General features: G+C 38.3%; 18 protein-coding genes and 1 pseudogene. 6 read left to right on the top strand and 13 right to left on the bottom strand.

What is annotated here, in order from left to right; translation table 11 throughout:
• Positions 1-120: 120 nt before the first annotated feature.
• On the bottom strand, positions 121-783 hold the full coding sequence (locus G593_RS0104470; RefSeq protein ID WP_005341296.1) for a VanZ family protein: 663 nt from the start codon (positions 781-783) through the stop codon (positions 121-123).
• Between the two features lie 457 nt (positions 784-1240).
• Between G593_RS0104470 and G593_RS0104465 the strand changes: the two genes are divergently transcribed.
• The gene (locus G593_RS0104465; RefSeq protein ID WP_029730916.1) at positions 1241-2620 is read left to right on the top strand and encodes an aldehyde dehydrogenase; all 1380 of its coding nucleotides are present in this window, start codon (positions 1241-1243) and stop codon (positions 2618-2620) included.
• Between the two features lie 160 nt (positions 2621-2780).
• Positions 2781-3305: an ECF transporter S component gene (locus G593_RS0104460; protein ID WP_005335742.1), complete on the top strand. Its 525-nt coding sequence runs from the start codon at positions 2781-2783 to the stop codon at positions 3303-3305.
• 71 nt (positions 3306-3376) lie between these two features.
• On the opposite strand, the pseudogene G593_RS0104455 reads toward G593_RS0104460, so the two are convergent.
• From G593_RS0104455 to G593_RS0104445, 3 genes and pseudogenes are all read right to left on the bottom strand, one after another.
• Positions 3377-3889: pseudogene (locus tag G593_RS0104455) on the bottom strand (ATP-binding cassette domain-containing protein); the annotation flags it as partial.
• Positions 3890-4002: 113 nt separating this feature from the next.
• A complete protein-coding gene (locus G593_RS0104450; RefSeq protein WP_005341288.1) occupies positions 4003-5163 on the bottom strand; it encodes a sensor histidine kinase in 1161 nt (386 codons plus the stop codon).
• Complete coding sequence (locus G593_RS0104445) at positions 5160-5846, bottom strand: response regulator transcription factor (protein WP_005335748.1); 687 nt, start codon at positions 5844-5846, stop codon at positions 5160-5162. The genes G593_RS0104450 and G593_RS0104445 overlap by 4 nt, the downstream gene beginning before the upstream one ends.
• Positions 5847-5972: 126 nt before the next feature.
• On the opposite strand from G593_RS0104445, the gene G593_RS20705 reads away from it, so the two are divergent.
• The 3 genes from G593_RS20705 to G593_RS0104430 are packed head-to-tail and all read left to right on the top strand — an operon-like array spanning position 5973 to position 7930.
• A complete protein-coding gene (locus G593_RS20705) occupies positions 5973-6083 on the top strand; it encodes a CD1871A family CXXC motif-containing protein (protein WP_173785556.1) in 111 nt (36 codons plus the stop codon).
• Positions 6076-6984 (top strand): 4Fe-4S binding protein, encoded by a 909-nt coding sequence (locus G593_RS0104435; RefSeq protein ID WP_005341285.1) that lies wholly within the window; start codon positions 6076-6078, stop codon positions 6982-6984. Before G593_RS20705 ends, G593_RS0104435 begins: the two co-directional genes overlap by 8 nt.
• A gap of 40 nt (positions 6985-7024) precedes the next feature.
• On the top strand, positions 7025-7930 hold the full coding sequence (locus tag G593_RS0104430; protein WP_005341284.1) for a TlpA disulfide reductase family protein: 906 nt from the start codon (positions 7025-7027) through the stop codon (positions 7928-7930).
• A 214-nt stretch (positions 7931-8144) separates the two neighbouring features.
• Here the strand turns inward: G593_RS0104430 and G593_RS0104420 are convergent, their stop codons facing one another.
• The 6 genes from G593_RS0104420 to G593_RS0104395 all read right to left on the bottom strand — a co-directional run bounded on the left by G593_RS0104420 (position 8145) and on the right by G593_RS0104395 (position 15028).
• On the bottom strand, positions 8145-9119 hold the full coding sequence (locus G593_RS0104420) for a PfkB family carbohydrate kinase (protein WP_005341282.1): 975 nt from the start codon (positions 9117-9119) through the stop codon (positions 8145-8147).
• A gap of 2 nt (positions 9120-9121) precedes the next feature.
• Positions 9122-10456, bottom strand: coding sequence for a glycoside hydrolase family 32 protein (locus tag G593_RS0104415; protein WP_029730914.1), 1335 nt, complete (start codon positions 10454-10456; stop codon positions 9122-9124).
• Between the two features lie 136 nt (positions 10457-10592).
• Complete coding sequence (locus G593_RS0104410) at positions 10593-11945, bottom strand: right-handed parallel beta-helix repeat-containing protein (protein WP_005341279.1); 1353 nt, start codon at positions 11943-11945, stop codon at positions 10593-10595.
• A gap of 31 nt (positions 11946-11976) precedes the next feature.
• On the bottom strand, positions 11977-12807 hold the full coding sequence (locus tag G593_RS0104405; RefSeq protein WP_005341277.1) for a carbohydrate ABC transporter permease: 831 nt from the start codon (positions 12805-12807) through the stop codon (positions 11977-11979).
• 24 nt (positions 12808-12831) lie between these two features.
• Complete coding sequence (locus G593_RS0104400; protein ID WP_029730913.1) at positions 12832-13716, bottom strand: carbohydrate ABC transporter permease; 885 nt, start codon at positions 13714-13716, stop codon at positions 12832-12834.
• A gap of 85 nt (positions 13717-13801) precedes the next feature.
• Entirely contained in the window at positions 13802-15028 is a 1227-nt protein-coding gene (locus tag G593_RS0104395) for an ABC transporter substrate-binding protein (protein WP_029730912.1), read from the bottom strand.
• 296 nt (positions 15029-15324) lie between these two features.
• Here G593_RS0104395 and G593_RS0104390 point away from each other — a divergent pair, with 296 nt between their 5' ends.
• Entirely contained in the window at positions 15325-16305 is a 981-nt protein-coding gene (locus G593_RS0104390; RefSeq protein ID WP_005341271.1) for a LacI family DNA-binding transcriptional regulator, read from the top strand.
• A 159-nt stretch (positions 16306-16464) separates the two neighbouring features.
• Here G593_RS0104390 and G593_RS18365 read toward each other — a convergent pair whose 3' ends face one another.
• From G593_RS18365 to G593_RS0104375, 3 genes are read right to left on the bottom strand one after another with little or no spacing between them, the layout of a single operon-like run.
• The gene (locus G593_RS18365) at positions 16465-16719 is read right to left on the bottom strand and encodes a DUF3791 domain-containing protein (RefSeq protein ID WP_044994025.1); all 255 of its coding nucleotides are present in this window, start codon (positions 16717-16719) and stop codon (positions 16465-16467) included.
• Positions 16720-16770: 51 nt separating this feature from the next.
• Positions 16771-17199, bottom strand: a complete 429-nt coding sequence (locus G593_RS0104380; protein ID WP_029730910.1) for a hypothetical protein — start codon at positions 17197-17199, stop codon at positions 16771-16773.
• Positions 17200-17257: 58 nt separating this feature from the next.
• The gene (locus G593_RS0104375; protein WP_029730909.1) at positions 17258-17884 is read right to left on the bottom strand and encodes an alpha/beta fold hydrolase; all 627 of its coding nucleotides are present in this window, start codon (positions 17882-17884) and stop codon (positions 17258-17260) included.
• Between the last annotated feature and the right edge of the window lie 189 nt (positions 17885-18073).

Here is an 18073-nt window from a genome sequence, read left to right as displayed (position 1 = left end):
CAAAGTAAGTTCCTTAAGAAAAGGGCGAACTGTTTTTTGCAGTTCGCTCTTTTACATATCTCTCTATACATCTCCAACACTTTTATTTTTCAAAATGTTTTTTCAGAAATAACTTTCCAGTTATTGCACATATGGATTATACAGAAAGAACGCTCCGGAAAAAGCCAGCGCCAGATATATCATTGGTTCCCATTTTCTTCCATCAGCCTCTATTGGATTTTCCACATGTCCATCACCTTTTTCTTTCTGTTTTCCACAAACTAACACATAAATACCTCTCCAGATCAGATATCCTGCGCACGCGCCGATCGTATTTGCAAGCAGATCATCAATATCTGTTGCACGCGCGTTAAATATCTGAGAAATTTCAATTGTTAACGACAGTAAAAATCCTGTGACTGTGACATTTGTTATATTTCTGCATTGCTTCCATATACATGGTATCAACAGCCCAAGCGGCAGAAACATGATTATATTTAACACAAACCCCATGCCCAATCCTGCCAGTGGATTCCAGTTATATCCACCACTGATGGCACCTTTAAGTCTTACAATGTCTGCCAACAGGCCAATCCCTGTCACTTTAAATACCGCCCACAGATAAACGAGCATTACATAAACTCCAAAATAATATTTTGCAGGCACACGTCTGGAATTTTGCTTTGCTTTGATTTCCATTAGTCCCTGATATATCAGACACGGCAGCAGCAGCGTAAGAAGCAGATAACCACTGTACATAAAATCCTCAACTATATAAATATATAAAATCCTCACATAATCCATAACATTTTCTCTCCTTTTTCCAGCCTTTATCTTCACACCTGATATATTAGAATACATTTCTTAACAACTTCTTTAGAATATTCTTAATATTCTCTGTAGCTTTAACCCATGCCTGTATCATGCAGTCCGATAACATCAACATTTCTTTCAATTTGTTTCTTGAATTATCAGACAAATGCATCTATCATAATCATATAAATATGATGCCAGGGTCAAAAGGTCTTTCATCCACATGAGCTTGCTCATAAGTGGATGAAAGACCTTGGGACGCGCCCCAATATGAGCCTAAAAGTGGGATGACAATCCCACGATATGCGAATAATTGGGAGGATTGTGGGAGTGCAAAGCACGGAACAATCCGTAGGCATCATACTTGCAGTCCAGCAAACCAGAGCTGTATTTGGGGGATCAATTACAAATTTAAAAATGAATTCAATTATATAGGAGGGCTTTTCTTATGACACAGGCTGAAATCAAACAACTGATTCAGAAACAGCGGACTTTTTTTCATTCCGATGCTACGCTTGATGTAGAATATCGTATACATGCACTTCAAAAATTAAAAGCATGCATCTTAAAATATGAAAATGAAATGAATATCGCAATCCGTGCAGATTTGGGAAAATGTGCTTTTGAAAGCTACATGTGCGAGACTGGTCTCGTCTTAAGCGAACTGACTTACATGCTGAAACATACACGCAAATTTTCGAAAGAGCGCACAGTCAGGACTCCACTGGCACAGTTTCACTCCAGGAGCTATCAAAAACCGTCCCCGTATGGTGTCACACTGATTATGAGTCCATGGAATTATCCGTTCATGCTCACCATAGAGCCGTTGATCGATGCGCTGGCAGCAGGAAATACCGCAATCCTGAAGCCAAGTGCCTATTCTGCACATACTACTGCTCTGATCAGCCGTATGATCCAGGAATGCTTCGATGAAAAATATGTGGCCGTTGTCACAGGTGGGCGCGAGGAAAATAATTTCTTGCTAAATGAACATTTTGACTACATCTTCTTTACCGGAAGCCAGGAAGTAGGGAAAGAAGTGATGCGGCATGCTTCCAACCATCTGACTCCAATCACCCTTGAGCTCGGTGGTAAAAGCCCTTGCATCGTTCATAAAAGTGCCGATATCAAACTTGCTGCTAAACGTATTGTTTTTGGTAAATTTTTAAATTGTGGGCAGACATGTGTTGCTCCTGATTACATTTACTGCGACCGCACAGTCAAAGATAAACTTATAAAAGAATTGAAAAAACAGATTCAAAAACAATATAGTAAACAGCCTCTGGCACATAAAGAATATGGCAAAATTATCAATTTAAAACATTTTGACCGGCTGCTTGGACTAATTGATTACGACAAAGTGGTCTATGGCGGCACTTTCGACCATCACACTTTACAGATCGAGCCAACAATCATGGACAACGTCACCTTTGCGGACGCTGTCATGCAGGAAGAAATCTTCGGACCGGTTCTTCCAATCCTGACTTACGATTCTATCAGCGAAGCCGTGAATAATATCCGTGCCATGTCCCATCCGCTTGCACTTTATATTTTCGCAGGAGATACACATGTAGAGGAAAATGTAATTGCAAGAATCGGGTTCGGCGGAGGCTGCATTAACGATACACTGATTCACCTTGCCACAAGCGAAATGCCTTTCGGCGGATTTGGCGAAAGCGGCATGGGCAGTTACCACGGAAAGACCGGATTTGATACATTTACACATTACAAAAGTATTGTGGATAAGAAGACCTGGCTGGATCTTCCAATACGATATCAGCCTTACAAGAAGATAAATAATAAGTTGTTACATATGTTTCTAAAATAAATGCTATCTAAAAACAACAGACCAGTTTACAGTTCTCCCATAAATCCACAAACTGGCCTGTTGTTTTTTATCAGAATTGGACCTTTATATCAAGCCATGAGTGTTGTACAGTAGGTTCAATCGAAAGATAAGTAATCATATAAGGAAAGAGGTTTTTACTATGAATTCAAATTTGAAAAAAATTGTGATGACAGCACTTTTTGCTGCACTTGCATGTGTTGCCACCATGTCTATCCGTATTCCAACACCTGGAACAGGCGGATATATACATCCAGGTGATGCAATCGTAATCCTGTCAGGAGTTGTTCTTGGACCAAGTTATGGACTGTTGGCAGCCGGTATCGGTTCCGCAATGTCAGACCTCCTCGGTGGATATTTTGTATACGTTCCGATTACATTTGTAATCAAAGGACTGATTGCTCTGTTTTCAGGACTTGTTTACCAGAAAATTGCAAAAGATTCCAAATCACGTTATGTAGCAGTGCTTCTCGGTGGCGTGATTGATATCGTACTGGTAGCCGGTGGATATTTTATCTGTGAATTTTTCCTTTATGGATCATCTGCAGCAGCAAGTATTCCAGCCAATATTATTCAGGGAGTCGGTGGACTGATTATCTCCTTCGTACTGTACCCGGTATTAATGGCAATTCCAGATGTAAAACAGCTCACATATAAGACAAAATAAATCCATTGGGGACGTAGTAAACTTTAAAAGTACTACGTCTCCATCATTCATTATCGGTGTCCCTTTTAGAACACTTTCGTTCTCTGACCTCCGCTTAAATCTGTGACATCGCGTTCCAGTCCGAGATCCAGAAGTCCAAGTGCTCTTGCTACCTCTTCTACTTTTGCATCGATGGTGTAGAAATCATGTAAAGTCAGCTCATCCTGAATCGTTCCCAGTTCTTCCATCAACTGCTCCATCTGCTCTGAATCTGCGTCTCCAAGCTGGTCACAGATTTCATTCATGCGCTGCTCTTTTTGAAGAAGTGGATCAAATGCTGACTTTAATACGCCGCCGATTGTCATTCCCTTTTCCAGTACTGCATGCTGATCCAGATATCCTGCATGGACATTCTTTGACCATTCTACTTTTCCTTCATCCGGCATCAGCTTTCCAGTCACAATATTCATAAATGTGGACTTTCCTTCACCGTTAGCTCCTACAAGTCCGATATGTTCCCCTTTTAAAAAACGGAATGAAACATCTGAGAAAATTGCCCTGTCACCAAAGCCATGAGTAAGATGTTCAACATTTAAAATACTCATTTTTACTTTCTCCTTTATCTGCAAAAATTGTTCATTTTATTACGATTAAAAATCATCTCAATAATTGTTCATTTTATTACGATTAAAAATCATCTCAATAATTGTTCATTTTATTACTGATTGAAAATCACCTCAAGGATTGTACCTCCCGACGGATTGGACTTAACTGTAATACTGCCATCATGCACTCTCACGATCTCATGGACCAGTGCAAGTCCCAGTCCTACACCGCCAAGCTTTCGGCTTCTGGACTTATCCACGCGAAAGAATGGTTCAAATACACGCTCCCTGAGCTCTTTCGGGATTCCACTTCCTGTATCCGCTACTGACAGGCAAATGTGTTTTTGCTCCTTATATGCAGTTACTGTAACCTGTCCACCTGAATGATTATATTTTATAGCATTTTCAACAAGATTATATACCAGCCTGTAAATAAGAATATCACTTCCAACCATCGTTATATCCTTACATTTCCCAATAAGTTTTATATTCTTTTCCTGTGCAAGAGGTTCCAAATCCTCCAACACCTCATCAACAAGGTCATCCATGATAATTTGTTCATCCCGGCCTACCGTCTGAAGCTCACTCATATCGAGAAGTGTCTTTACCATCTTGCCAAGCCTGTCATTTTGTTCCGTCACCATCTTTATCATCTGTAAGGTGTCTGCATCACTGCCTGGATGCTGGGTGGAGTGATATAGGTCAAGCTGTACCTGCATTAAAGATAATGGGGTGCGAAGCTCATGTGCTGCATTTGCAGTAAATTGTCTCTGTACCTCAAATGCATCCTGAAGGCGTTCAAGCATCTTGTTATATGAAACACTAAGCTGATTCAGTTCTTTAATCTTGCTTTCTTCGATTCGCGAGTCTGCCAGATTTTGTATCTGCACCTCTTCTATTTTATCAGAAAACTCACGGAGTGGTTTGAGTGCGTGTCCACTTATAAAATATGTAGCTACCCCGCCAAGAATCGCCAATAAAGCTGAAATTACCAAACTGTTTTTTCTGTAGTCTTCCTTATTATTGTACACTTGAACAGAAAAATCATTTGCGAACTCATCCCACTTATCCTCTGGTATGCTAATATATATTTCTTCTGAATCATTTCCACTATTGTCTGCACTATCATCGCCCTGCGCATTAACAGCCTTCTGCAAAGAATCTATATAATACACACCATTTTTATAGACAAACATCGTCAGACACCCACATATGATTGCAATACACAATGTAGTGATACAGGTAAGTCTCCACTGCAGTGACATCTTTTTCATCGATCGGACTCCTCTCGTATTTTATACCCTTCTCCCACCTTGTTCATGATTACATCATGTCCAAGCACTGCTTTAAGCTTTCTTCTTAGTGAAGACATATGTACTCGGATAGCTCCACTAAAGCTATCCACGGAGGCATCCCAGACATGCTCCATCAATTCCTCCTGGCTTACCGGTCTGCCCAGATTAAGAAGCAGATATTCCAAAATACCTTTTTCTTTTCTTGTCAGGGAAATCTTTATTTCCTTTGCATATGCCTCACGCTTTATCGTGTCAAACTTAATATCGCCGCTTTCCAGGCATACATCCTTTTGTACAAATTTCCTTCTTGTCAGACTTCTGATACGAGCCTCAAGCTCCTGTAGATGGAACGGCTTTTCCATATAATCATTCGCACCAGCATCCAGCCCTTCGACCTTATCTGCAATCTGCCCTCTTGCCGATAATATAAGGACCTTTGTCTCCTCATTGCTCTGTCTTAGTTCCTTTAGGATTTCCATCCCATCCATGCCTGGCAGATTCAGATCCAGAACAACCAAATCATAATTCTCTGTCAGAATGCATTCCAGCGCTTCTTCCCCATCATAACAAGTATCCACCTCATACCCGGCATCATACAGACTTTTCGCAATTGCATCACATATTTGTTTTTCATCTTCAACTATTAATAATCTCAAAATCATTCCACCTTCTTCTTAACGAAAATTTCACACCAACTATTGTATAATACTGAAGTCAGCTGGTCAACAAATACAACAAACGAAAGGAGTAACAAAATCTTGAAGTGCAGAAAAATATCTCAATTTGTAATGCTCATCACGGGTATCTCTATGATTTGCTATGGTGCGTTCAGAGGTGAAGGAGACGTCGTACTTGGCAAAGCAATAAAATTATGTCTGGAGTGTGTCGGAATTGGATAAAAAAACGAAATTACTATCAAAAAGAGTTGCCAAAATACGCGGATGGATACAGGCAGTTGCCACATTACTTACCAATATTCATATTTCCAATTTATTTAAGGGTAAAATATATCAAGGCAAAATCAAAACTGTATGTGTGCCGGGATTAAACTGCTATTCCTGTCCTGCTGCGACAGGATCCTGCCCCATTGGAGCCTTTCAGGCGGTTATCGGATCCTCCAGATTTAAATTTTCATACTACATAACCGGTTTTTTCATTCTGCTCGGTGTGACACTCGGAAGATTTATCTGTGGTTTTTTATGCCCGTTTGGCTGGTTTCAGGATTTACTTCATAAAATCCCCGGAAAAAAATTTTCCACAGCCCGTCTGAAACCGCTAAGATACCTGAAATATATAATCCTCATTGTTTTCGTTATTCTTCTGCCATTGTTTGTAACGAACTCTATAGGGATGGGGGATCCATTCTTCTGTAAATACATTTGCCCACAAGGTGTTTTGGAAGGAGCCATACCACTGTCACTTGGAAATACTGCTATAAGGTCTGCACTTGGAACACTTTTTTCTTTTAAATGCTTTATTTTAATTACAGTTGTTGTGCTGAGTATTTTGTTTTACAGACCGTTCTGTAAATGGATCTGTCCTCTTGGAGCGATCTATTCATTATTTAATAAGATCAGCTTTCTTAATATTAAGGTTGAAGGCAGCAAATGTGTCGGATGCAATCTATGTTCAAAGGCATGTAAAATGGATATTGATGTGTGCAAGACTCCAAATCATCCAGAATGTATACGATGCGGGGCTTGCATCAAGGCTTGTCCAAAAGATGCGATTCAATATCAGTTTCTGGGAAAAACATGCCCCAAAAAAGAACAGCAGCAGTCAACCATAACCAACCGGTAACTATTCATTTTATTACTATTATTTTAAGGAGCAATTATTTATGAAAACAAAAAGAACATTTCTCTCTATTTTAACACTTTGCATAGCATTATTATTTACAGCATGTAGCGGGAAAGGAACTGCAGGCACAGAATCTTCGAATACCAAGACTGAATCCGGCTCAGAATCTGCAGACGATTCCAACTCTAAACTGAATGATTTATATCAGCAGGAAAATCAGATCTTCGCAGATCACAAAGATGTATGGGACAAAGCATTTGGCATGATGAATAAAAGTGATGCGGATCCAAATGGAAATTATGCGGACTCTCTGGCTGCCACTATTGAATCAAACAAGGAGTCTTTTACAGATGACGAGCTGAAAACACTGACCGCTGATATTGAAACTATCCGAAAAATCGAGGAACAGATAGCTGAGATTGAAAAGAAAAATACAGGATCTGATAACACCGATCAGAAAAACAGTTCCAAAGGCGCATCTCCTTTCAAGAATTTCTCTGGTCAGGATTATGATGGGAATTCTGTTGATGAAAGCCTGTTTTCCAAAAATGCAGTAACTGTCATCAATTTCTGGTTCACCGGCTGCAAACCTTGTGTTGCCGAATTATCTAAACTTAACGAATTAAACGATGCAATCAAATCAATGGGTGGAGAAGTTGTAGGTATCAACACAGAAACCTTCGACGGAAACAAAACTGCTATAAAAGAAGCAAAGACTATTCTCGAAAAGCAGGGTGCTAAATATCGCAATCTTTCCATTGACTCTTCTTCAGATGCAGGGAAATATGCGTCCGATATTATGGCATTTCCTACAACAATACTGGTCGATAGAAATGGTAATATTGTAGGTGATCCGATGCTCGGCGGAATTGATAATCAAGACAACTATGATACTTTGATGAAACAGATTCAATCTGTAATTGATGCAGACAGCACAAACAAATAATTCCATTCAAAGACAGGATAAAACTACAGTTGTTTTATCCTGTCTTTGATTAAAAAACCCCAGAAACACAAAGTTCCTGGGGTTTGATATGCATTCTGTTGTTCCAAACAATTAACGTTTACGTAACCGAAAACAGCGGAAAAATCGAGCATATTTCAGACACAGCTGCTGTGCCTTTTCTGCAGTGAGATTATTTTCTTCCACATCCTCCGTATCAAAACTGATGAATTGCATTTCTACCAACATCAATTAGATCTACAATTTCTCTCCGTTCAGGCATAGAACAAATTGCACCTTTTTTTGTTGTAACTAGAGCCGCACCTGCATTCGCAAAGATAAGCATTTCTCTCAAATGATCCTCTGTCAAGTTGTTAATATCGTGTTCCAAAATATATGCCAAGGAACACCCGCAAAAAGTATCTCCCGCTCCTGTTGTTTCTATCGCTGATACCTGAAATCCTTTTTCTTCTATCCTAAAGTCTTTATAGTAAGCTCTACTCCCCTTTTTCCCCATAGTAAGAAGAATCAATGGTATCTCATATTTATTCTGTAAATATAAGACTCCTTGGTCATAATCCTCTATTCCTGTAATAAACTGAATCTCATTATCGGATATCTTTAGAATGTCACATTGCTCAAATCCATATTCCATCTGCTTTTTTGCCTCTTCCAAGGATTCCCAAAGAGGCTCCCTCAAGTTCGGATCAAAAGAAATCAGAGATCCATTCTTCTTTGCAGCTTTAACAGCTTTTTTTGTTGCATTCCGAACATTTTCATGTGTCATGGACAAAGTACCAAAATGGAAAATCTTTGTAGACTGAACAAACGTGTCATCTACCTCGTCTTCTGTAAGCATCATATCTGCACCTGGATTCCGATAAAAGGAAAATGCTCTGTCTCCGTCTGGAAATGTATGTACAAATGCAAGCGTTGTGTTCACATTTTTATCTACTTTTAGTTCCTTTGATGAAATTCCCACTCGTTCGATCGTTCCCTTTAGCATCGCACCAAACATATCGTTTCCAACCTTTCCTATAAAGGCTGTTTTTTTCCCCAGCTTTGCCAATATAGCAAGCACATTGCATGGCGCGCCTCCGGGATTGGCTTCAAAAAGCATATTTCCCTGATCACTTGTTCCATTATTCGTAAAATCGACCAGTAATTCTCCTAAAGCAATTACATCATACATTTTTACACCTCCGATACCTCTGTTCCTTCCAACGTGTACATTTCATATTTCACATTCCCCTGTTGATGAATATCAGTGCCTAGGTTGTAAACACAATTGGATATTATATATTCTCCGTCATTTACAAAAACTTCAATTAGATTCGGATCCACATATACATCTATCTGGAATCCGTCTTTTAAATCAGGAGTGGAAAATTCTGTTTGCATTTCCCATGAAGTATCTACCAGCCTACCTCTGTCCGTATGGATCTTGTTTCCTTTTCTTGTAATTTGATATCCTCCAATATCAACAGTCTCCCCATCCTCTAATGAAAATGATACTCTGTATCCATTTTCATCCGCTTCATCCGGGCTGTTAATCTTTTTGGAAAAAGCATTTCTTATATTAGGATGTACACGAAAATAAATATGATCATTTTTCACCTCAATAACCCTTGGAATGCATTGCATCCCGCTCCATTGTCCGTCAACCGGCTTTGGCATACGTAACCATGCTAGCAGGACTCTTCTGCCCGCTTCATCCACAGTAGTCTGAGGCGCATAAAGATCCAGTCCATAATCCAAATATTGATATGTTTCTGGCATCTCCATATGGCATGTTTCTTTCTGAAACATGACTTTCATACAGATTGACTGGTCAGAATAAGATTTCCCTCCTTTATTAAAATCCATCGGGGAAAAAATTAAAATCTGTTCTCCATCTGTTTGAAAATAATCAGGGCACTCCCACATCCAGCCGAAACCGTTATCTTTTGTGACAAAATTCATGTATGTCCAATTTTTCTTGTCCGTACTTTTAAAAAACAATAGCTTTCCCTGCTTATTATTAATCGTACTTCCAAGAACCATATACCATCCGTCATCTTCTTTCCAGACTTTGGGATCTCTTGTATGCCGTGCATCTCCGATCTCACTGTTATTAAAAACCGGAATAACAGTTTTTTTATCTTTTATGTTATCAAAATGATATCCATCTTCTGATGTGATCAGCATTTGTGCCGAAACAAACTGTTCGTCTAGAAACAAATTAATATCTTCAGGATTTTCCACTAAATATCTTACACCAGTATAATATAAATATAATTTACCCTCATCTTCAACGGCACTCCCTGAAAAGCAGCCATCTCTATCATCCGTTTTACTGGGAAATACTGCAATTCCCTGATACTCCCAGTTTACCAGATTATCACTCACCACATGAGCCCAATGCATCCTTCCCCATCTAGCTTCATATGGAAAACACTGATAAAATAAATGATATTTACCCTTATAGTAGATGAAACCATTTGGATCATTCATCCAGTGCCTGTTCGCTTTTACATGTATTTTCTGCATACTCTTTCTTCCTCCGGAAATTATATACTTTATTGTTTCAATAACAGCATTTAATAAAAAGACTGGCATCGAACTCTCTGTCAGTCTTTTTGCAATTATCTTTTACCATTGTTTAAGTATTATGTTGTCCCATATCTTAATCTCCCAAAGCAGGTGTCGGTCTGAAAACATTTACGGTTCTATCTAAAATCACTTGTTTTTCATTTCCCGAATCAAGAATCGTATTATTAGTCGCTTCTTGCTCAACCAATACATAAACTACCGACATCTCCCGGATATTATTTAATGATGTCAAAGCGTCTACCTGTGACGAATAGCAAGAGTCAGATGCATCTTGCAACTCGTTTTCAATATCACAAGTAGCTACGATATGATTATTTGAAATATAGTTCCCTCTTCCAGAAGCAATACGTATAATCACAGGCATTGCATCTAGAGGCTTGATATATCTCCTTTGAATCGTTTCTGAAATATGATTTGCAACTATAGAATTATTATTTCCATTTATACACAAAAGACCGTAACTGTCATCCAAACCATTGTCATTATCTAACATCGGTTTCCACGGCTCATTGTCTCTTAAGAAATGATTAGAGGAGATCATATTTTCAGAACAATTATCTTCTAACGAAAGCATTCCAGGGTAAAACGAATGAAACCTATTGTTTGAAATAATCGATTTTGCTACATTTTGAAAACACACACTACTTTTTCCTCTTGGGAAAACATTGTTGTTACTGATCAAAAGACCACCAAAACTTTGCGCCAAGATTGAATACCCATTATACCCTGCACCGATCAGGTTATCTGTAATTTTAGAAGCCTGTCCCCAACCACGTAGTTCAATACAGTTGCCGCATTCTGCAATAAAATTGTCATGGATTGACAATGCATCTGCATGATAAATAACAACCCCATGTTCTAAATATACAAATCCCATTCCTGTGATACGAAATGAATCTTGAGCACTTGCTATGTAAATTCCTGTCTTCCCATTAATATATGTATTCTCCGGATCATTTTTTTTGGTGCCATCATCTTCAAAATGTAATCCATCAATACAGAAATTTTCAAATTCAACAGAGCTAATCCTAGGATTTCCATCTCTTTCCACGTAAAATGCAGCTCCGTCTTTCTCCGATGCATGATTACCAGACAGTTCCACCAGAATACGGCTCCCTCCCGGCCATACCTCATGCAGGTCTTTCCATTCATCTTGCGGCAGATTATATCGGATACTGGAAGAGACAAAACCATGTCCCGATCCCATGATTTTTAGGTAACTGATGTCAATTACCACTTGTGTATGCAGATGATAATCGCCCGGTGGAATATATATTACTGCTCCCGGCTTTCCTCCTTCTTTAACATCCGAGTCTGTTTGCCTGCTTTTGATGTCCGCGATCATGCTGTTGATCACTTCTCCAATATCTTCATACGGATTTCCCGTCTCCCATTTTGTAACATCGTAATAATTGTTACATTTCATTCATAAATCCTCCTGTCTGTTTCTATCATCCCTATCCCTTCACAGCTCCGGCTGTCATTCCCTGTACAATATATTTCTGAACAGCCAGAGAAATAATCATAACAGGAAAACTAAACAAAAATGCTCCTGCACACATCGGACCTAAATCCAGATTATACGCTGATAAAAAGCCCGCTAAGCCAACAGTAAACGTCTTTGCATTTGTGCTGGTGAGCAATAACGCAACAAGAAAATCGTTCCATGCCAAAAACAATGTGAATATAAATGCAGTCGCTAAACCTGGTTTACAGATTGGAAGGATTACTTTCCTGAATGTCTGCAGACTGCTAGCCCCATCAATATAAGCCGCTTCGTCCAGCGTTGAAGGTATTCCTTCAAAGAAACTCAACATTGTCCACATAACAAATGGCATGTTAATTGCTGCATATACCAGTATTAAAGCAATTTTTGTATCATATAATCCCAAATTGCATATCAGTTCATAAATAGGCACCACGATACTTGAAGTAGGTATCATTTTTAAACACAAGACCAGAACCACTAACAAAATTGACAATTTTGCACCTGAACGCTGAATCGCATATGCCGCAAGAGATCCTAAGATCAGTGCAATAATCGTACTGAGTAACGCAGTACTCAGACTATTGAAAAGAAATTTAAAAACATCCATTCTTTCCAGCAAACCCGAAAAATTTTCAACTGAAAAGTTTTTAGGGAAAAAACTTGGTGGAACTGCGATTACTTCTGAACCCGGTTTAAAAGAGCAACAAATCACATATATATACGGAAAAAGCCAGCCTATTGTCAGAACCACTGATAATATGATCCCTATCTTTTTTCCTATTTCACTCTTTTTCTTCACTTTTATGCCTCCTATCCCAATCAACTAACCATTCTTTTTCTTCGGATTCCACAAGCTCTGCATAAATACCAGCGTGAATACTACTAAAACTACAATAAATACAACTGCCATCGCACTTGCATAACCAATGTCGTTATATCTTGTCAATGTCTTATATATAATAATACTGATCGTTTCTGAAGAACTGTTCGGTCCACCTTCTGTCATTGCCCAGATAATGTCAAATGTTCTGGCCGCATCAATGATCCTTACAGACAACGCCGTCAATAAAACTGGTTTGATGACTGGTAATTTGATTGCAAATATCTGCTGTAATTTGTTTGCACCATCTATTTTTGCTGCCTCCAGCATGCTACTGTCCAACCCCTGTAGTCCCGCTAAGATCATCAACATCATAAATGGTGTTGTCAACCAGATGTCTGCAATACAACAAGCTAATAATGACCATTTTTCATCCGCAAGCCAGAGAATATCACTGCTACTTGATAAGATTCCTACTCGTGCCAGCAGTTCATTGACAATTCCAAAGCTTGAACTCATCATCAATTTCCATGTAAGACCAGCTACCAGTGGCGCTATCATAAGAGGCGCCATAAGAAATGAGCGGATCACTTTACTACCTTTATAATCCAATTCAAAAAACAGTGCAAATAATAGTCCCATCACTGTTTCGATTCCTACGGCAACAATGATATAGATGAGAGTATTTTTTAATTGTTTCAAAAAGCCGCCGGCTGTAAATGCATGAATATAGTTTTCTAAACCGATAAATGTTTTATCTCCCGTAATGCCAATCTCAAAAAAACTGTCTATGACCATCTTGAATATAGGATATATCAGGAATGCACCCATAAATACCGCACCCGGAAGGAAGAATAATAATAAGGTTTTTTTTGAAATCAATCTCATTTTTACCACCTTTTAACTAGAAAGGTATTCTTGACAAGATTGACTCCTCAAGAATCCCTTTCTACAATTACGTAATCTATGTTTACTACTTTCCAATTGCCTCTATTTCAGCCTTTGCTGACTCCAGTGTTTCATTGATATCAGCTCCTCCCAAAGTAGATTCTACAACACCTACCAGCACTTCTTCGATCTGTGGCCATGTCTTTACCATAGGTCTTGCCTGAGACTGCTTTGAATTCAACGTTTCCAGAACCGCGGTTGTATGTTCATTTCCTGCTTCCTTTCCTTTTTCTTCGTATACAGAAGTCCTTCCCGCAATTTTTAATGTAAGATCCATGTAGTCTTCATTATGTTCATACATGAATTCTACATATTTTTGTGCCATTTCCTTATTTTTAGAATCCTTCATAACGCATTCATACCAAGGACCTGTTGTTGCACCAATTCCTGCACTTCCTGCAATCATCGGTGCACATCCAACTTTATCTGCGCCTAATGCCGCAACAGCCGCCGGATATTGATGACTCCAGTTTAACTGCATGGCGATTTTTCCATTAGTAAAAAGTTCCTGAGACTCTGTCGCTGCTGTAGATAAGGAGTCTGACGGTGTATAATCTGCATTTGCATTTTCAACCATAAAGTTTAATGCATCCACATAAGCCTGATCTGTTATATTTACATTACCTTCTTTGTCAAACACAAGCCCGTCTGCGCCTGCCTGACATGCAAAGTCAAGGAAGGAGCATACCGCATCGGTTCCGCTTCCAAAAACTGTAGTCCCGTACATCTCATCTGTTGAAAGTTCCTGGGAAAGCTTCTGATACTCTTCCCAAGTTTTTGGTACCTTGTTTTCTGGAATAAGATCTTTTCTGTAAATGAGAATTTTAGAATTTACCCACATAGGGTATCCAAGAAGATTTCCATCAATCGTACCACTCTCTTCTAGTGTCGGAAGAAAATCACTTGTGTCAGCATCTTTTAATGGTTCAATTGCGCCTGCAAAAGCTGCCAGCCACACTACATCCATACACGCCACATCATGAGTTGCTTGTTTTGCCTTTATTTCAGTTGAAAGTTTATCATACATTCCCGTATAAGCAACTGCATCTACAACCACCTCACAGCCAGTTTCCTCTTTAAATTCTGCTGCCGTTTCTTTCGCAAGTGCTTCAGCCGGAGAACCACTTTCTACAAGCACTGTGATACTGTTTTTATTGGATGCTTGTTTTTTCCCACCGTTTGCTCCACATCCAACCAACATTGATCCAACCATCGACATTACAAGAATACTTGCAATAATTTTTCTTTTCATCTTTATACCTCCATTCGTTTTGTTTATTGATATTCTATAATGTGAAAATTTATATGTCAATCGTTTTCATTATTGTTTCATCAGTTTCCATATTTTTCACAAATCAAAAGTTTTGTTTTTAGATGTTTTTCACAATATCTCTCTATATATCCTTCTATTTTTTAGTTTTATGAAATTTTTTTTCATTTTATCTTTCCTTTTTCTGAAAATCGTGTTATATTTATTTTCATAAGATTTCTATCTTATGCTATGCAATTTTCATACTAAGATATATATTATAATCACGAGGTGAGTATATGGATAAAGTTAAGATCACAGATATTGCAAAACAAAGCAAAGTATCTCCAACTACGGTTTCGCGATATTTTAATCATCCTGAACTTTTATCACAAGAAACACAAACTAAAATAGAAGATGCAATCCAAAAACTGAACTATAAGCAAGATCATCTTGCCAGAATTCTTGTAACTGGAGAATCGAATCTCGTAGGAGTTATCTTTCCACATTTACATTTAAGCTTTTACACAGAACTACTAAATCAGTTGATCAAATATGCAAAAGAAAAAGGATACCATTTAATCGTCTACACTTCCAACAACTCCAAATCGGAAGAATTACAACTTATCCAAAATCTTTTGTCCTATAGGGTCAAAGGGCTGATTCTATTAAGTCACCTCTTGTCTCCTCAAGAAATAGAAGAGCTTCCTGTACCTGTTATTACTATCGAACGTACAGGTGGAAATTATAAACAGATTAACAATGATAATTTTACTGGCGGAAAACTAGCCGCAGAGCTTTTAATCCAAAATGACTGCGATGTTTTTATCCATATCAATAATGACTATCAGGAAAATTGGCCTTCTTTCAAACGTATATTAGGGTTTGAATTCGGAATAAAAGATCGCTGTTATGAACGTATTGTAGAAAATAATTTTACTGATCCCTATACTTCAAAAGCAGAAAGTACAATGCAAAAAGTAGTTCAAAACTTACTAACCAAATATCCAAACAAAAAAATAGGGGTTTTTTGTTCTAATGACGATATAGCCAACCTCTTTGAACGTGAGTGTATCAAACAGGATTTTGATGTTCCAAATATGGTTAAACTAATTGGTTATGATAATTCTCCTGTATCAAACTATGCTGTTTATCCTATCACTTCAATTGATCAGAATATTTCGCTCATGGCTCAAGTAGCAATTCAGTCACTAGATAACTATATTCCCTGTGAAACCATCGTTCCAGCTATTTTAGTCAAAAAAAATACAACACTATGATACTTAACCCTGAATTACTCACTGCTGTTCTGTGAATGATTCAGGGTTAAATACTAGAAATACAAAAACAGGCAAACTATCGGTATCGGCTATACAGTATTTGATACAAAATTGGGTATTGCTATAGAGTGTTTCTTATATAAGAAAGAGTAAGCTTCTCTAACTGTTTTTCTGTTCTTCTATTAGATCTCCCTGTTTGAAAATACGGTCTGAATTATTTGCAAATTCTGTAATGTCTTCAAGCACAGCTTCATCCCCCTCACAATGAAAAATCCCATAGCATTTTTCTATATATCCAAGAACATCCGCTTCTTTAAACAAGTGGATAATCTGTTCAACAGGTAAATGCCACTCTTCTGAAGCAAGCCGGATTAGTCTTGTTTGCATGAAAGTAATCTCTGTTTTCTCACTCATAATGAATCCTCCTAATTTCTTGGTCAGTAATACTGGAATTTTCTACTCTTATCAATAACCCCAAGTCATCAGATTCCATTCTCCGCCTTCACTCCGTGCAAGCCACCATGACCAAGTGTATTCTTCGTTAGCTTCCCATGCACCGCCACCTTTTTCCGGCGAACGGAAACTGCTTTCAAATGCAATACATTGCGTAAAGGCTTCTTTATTATCATCCGTTCTTAAATTGTTCATCCATTCAATGTTATCTGCATTGTTGCATTCTTCATCCGGCATATAAGAAAGGCTATGCAATTCACAGCCCTCAAACGAAGCGAACTGCTTTTTTATAATCTCAATGGCAGAGTCTATTTCTTCTTTTGAATAAACGAAAGATGCTCCATAATCAATTTCCACTTTTGATGTATCGCCGTTCTTTCCGCATCCGGCAAAGAGAAGAACCAGCACAATGCAAAGCATTACGGTTATAATCTTTTTCATAGTGAATACCTCCAAATACCGTTTTTTCGTTCTCTGCGACTTCCCGATAAACGGGAAGTTAATTGATACTATCATAAAATCTTTGCAACACGATTGCCAACTCTTCCGGAGCTTCTATGTTTGCTTCATGACCTGTTTTCATAAGTTCATGGAAGTTGGAATTGTTCAAATAATGGCAAAGTTCTTTTGCAGTTTTTTTGTTTGCATTGTCCTTCTCTCCACAAGCGATTAATACCGGACAAGACACCTTATGAAGTGAGTCGCTGAAATCTAATTCAGCCATCGTACCACATAGGTTAATAACATCTGCTTTTTTGAAGCCCATTTTATTGAATGCCGAATTCGGCATAAGATGAAACAACATATTCTGAACTTTTAATAATTTTTTTGGCATTTTATATTGTGCTGCAATTAATACGAGTGCCTTTACTTTATCCGGGTGGTCTATCGCATAATTAAGTGTCAAAACAGCTCCCAGAGAAAGCCCACATAAGACAATTTCTTCATTCTCCTTGTCGCATTCTGATGAGAATGCTGAATATAATTCCTTATATGTAGCAGCTTTCCCTTCTAACATCTCTGATAAACTCAAACTGCGACTGCTTTTCGATACTTTCGTTTCTTTTATTACTCTATTCCAACTGTCTGGTTTTTGCCCTAGTCCATGCAAATATAAATACTTCATATATTGTCACCCTTCAAATTTATATTTCATGCTTTCTATCACTTTATATGTCTGTATCTGAAATATTCAGCCACAAACTTTATCGGGGATAGGCACTTGTGCCGCAAGGGGAAACTCCCCTTGTACGAAATCTCTGATTTCGCTGTATTTTCCGGATTGAGATTTCTCAAAACCGGGAGCAGCACCGCA

It is taken from the genome of Dorea sp. AGR2135 (assembly GCF_000420885.1).
GTDB classification, from domain to species: Bacteria; Bacillota; Clostridia; order Lachnospirales; family Lachnospiraceae; genus Dorea; species Dorea formicigenerans.
This window is presented reverse-complemented; position numbering and strand designations above follow the sequence as displayed.

Excerpts from the sequence above, each read along its gene's own strand:
- G593_RS0104470 (WP_005341296.1), bottom strand. The coding sequence starts at position 783 with ATGGATTATGTGAGGATTTTATATATTTATATAGTTGAGGATTTTATG.
- G593_RS0104465 (WP_029730916.1), top strand. The coding sequence starts at position 1,241 with ATGACACAGGCTGAAATCAAACAACTGATTCAGAAACAGCGGACTTTT.
- G593_RS0104460 (WP_005335742.1), top strand. The coding sequence starts at position 2,781 with ATGAATTCAAATTTGAAAAAAATTGTGATGACAGCACTTTTTGCTGCA.
- G593_RS0104450 (WP_005341288.1), bottom strand. The coding sequence starts at position 5,163 with ATGAAAAAGATGTCACTGCAGTGGAGACTTACCTGTATCACTACATTG.
- G593_RS0104445 (WP_005335748.1), bottom strand. The coding sequence starts at position 5,846 with ATGATTTTGAGATTATTAATAGTTGAAGATGAAAAACAAATATGTGAT.
- G593_RS20705 (WP_173785556.1), top strand. The coding sequence starts at position 5,973 with ATGCTCATCACGGGTATCTCTATGATTTGCTATGGTGCGTTCAGAGGT.
- G593_RS0104430 (WP_005341284.1), top strand. The coding sequence starts at position 7,025 with ATGAAAACAAAAAGAACATTTCTCTCTATTTTAACACTTTGCATAGCA.
- G593_RS0104420 (WP_005341282.1), bottom strand. The coding sequence starts at position 9,119 with ATGTATGATGTAATTGCTTTAGGAGAATTACTGGTCGATTTTACGAAT.
- G593_RS0104415 (WP_029730914.1), bottom strand. The coding sequence starts at position 10,456 with ATGCAGAAAATACATGTAAAAGCGAACAGGCACTGGATGAATGATCCA.
- G593_RS0104410 (WP_005341279.1), bottom strand. The coding sequence starts at position 11,945 with ATGAAATGTAACAATTATTACGATGTTACAAAATGGGAGACGGGAAAT.
- G593_RS0104400 (WP_029730913.1), bottom strand. The coding sequence starts at position 13,716 with ATGAGATTGATTTCAAAAAAAACCTTATTATTATTCTTCCTTCCGGGT.
- G593_RS0104395 (WP_029730912.1), bottom strand. The coding sequence starts at position 15,028 with ATGAAAAGAAAAATTATTGCAAGTATTCTTGTAATGTCGATGGTTGGA.
- G593_RS0104390 (WP_005341271.1), top strand. The coding sequence starts at position 15,325 with ATGGATAAAGTTAAGATCACAGATATTGCAAAACAAAGCAAAGTATCT.
- G593_RS18365 (WP_044994025.1), bottom strand. The coding sequence starts at position 16,719 with ATGAGTGAGAAAACAGAGATTACTTTCATGCAAACAAGACTAATCCGG.
- G593_RS0104380 (WP_029730910.1), bottom strand. The coding sequence starts at position 17,199 with ATGAAAAAGATTATAACCGTAATGCTTTGCATTGTGCTGGTTCTTCTC.
- G593_RS0104375 (WP_029730909.1), bottom strand. The coding sequence starts at position 17,884 with ATGAAGTATTTATATTTGCATGGACTAGGGCAAAAACCAGACAGTTGG.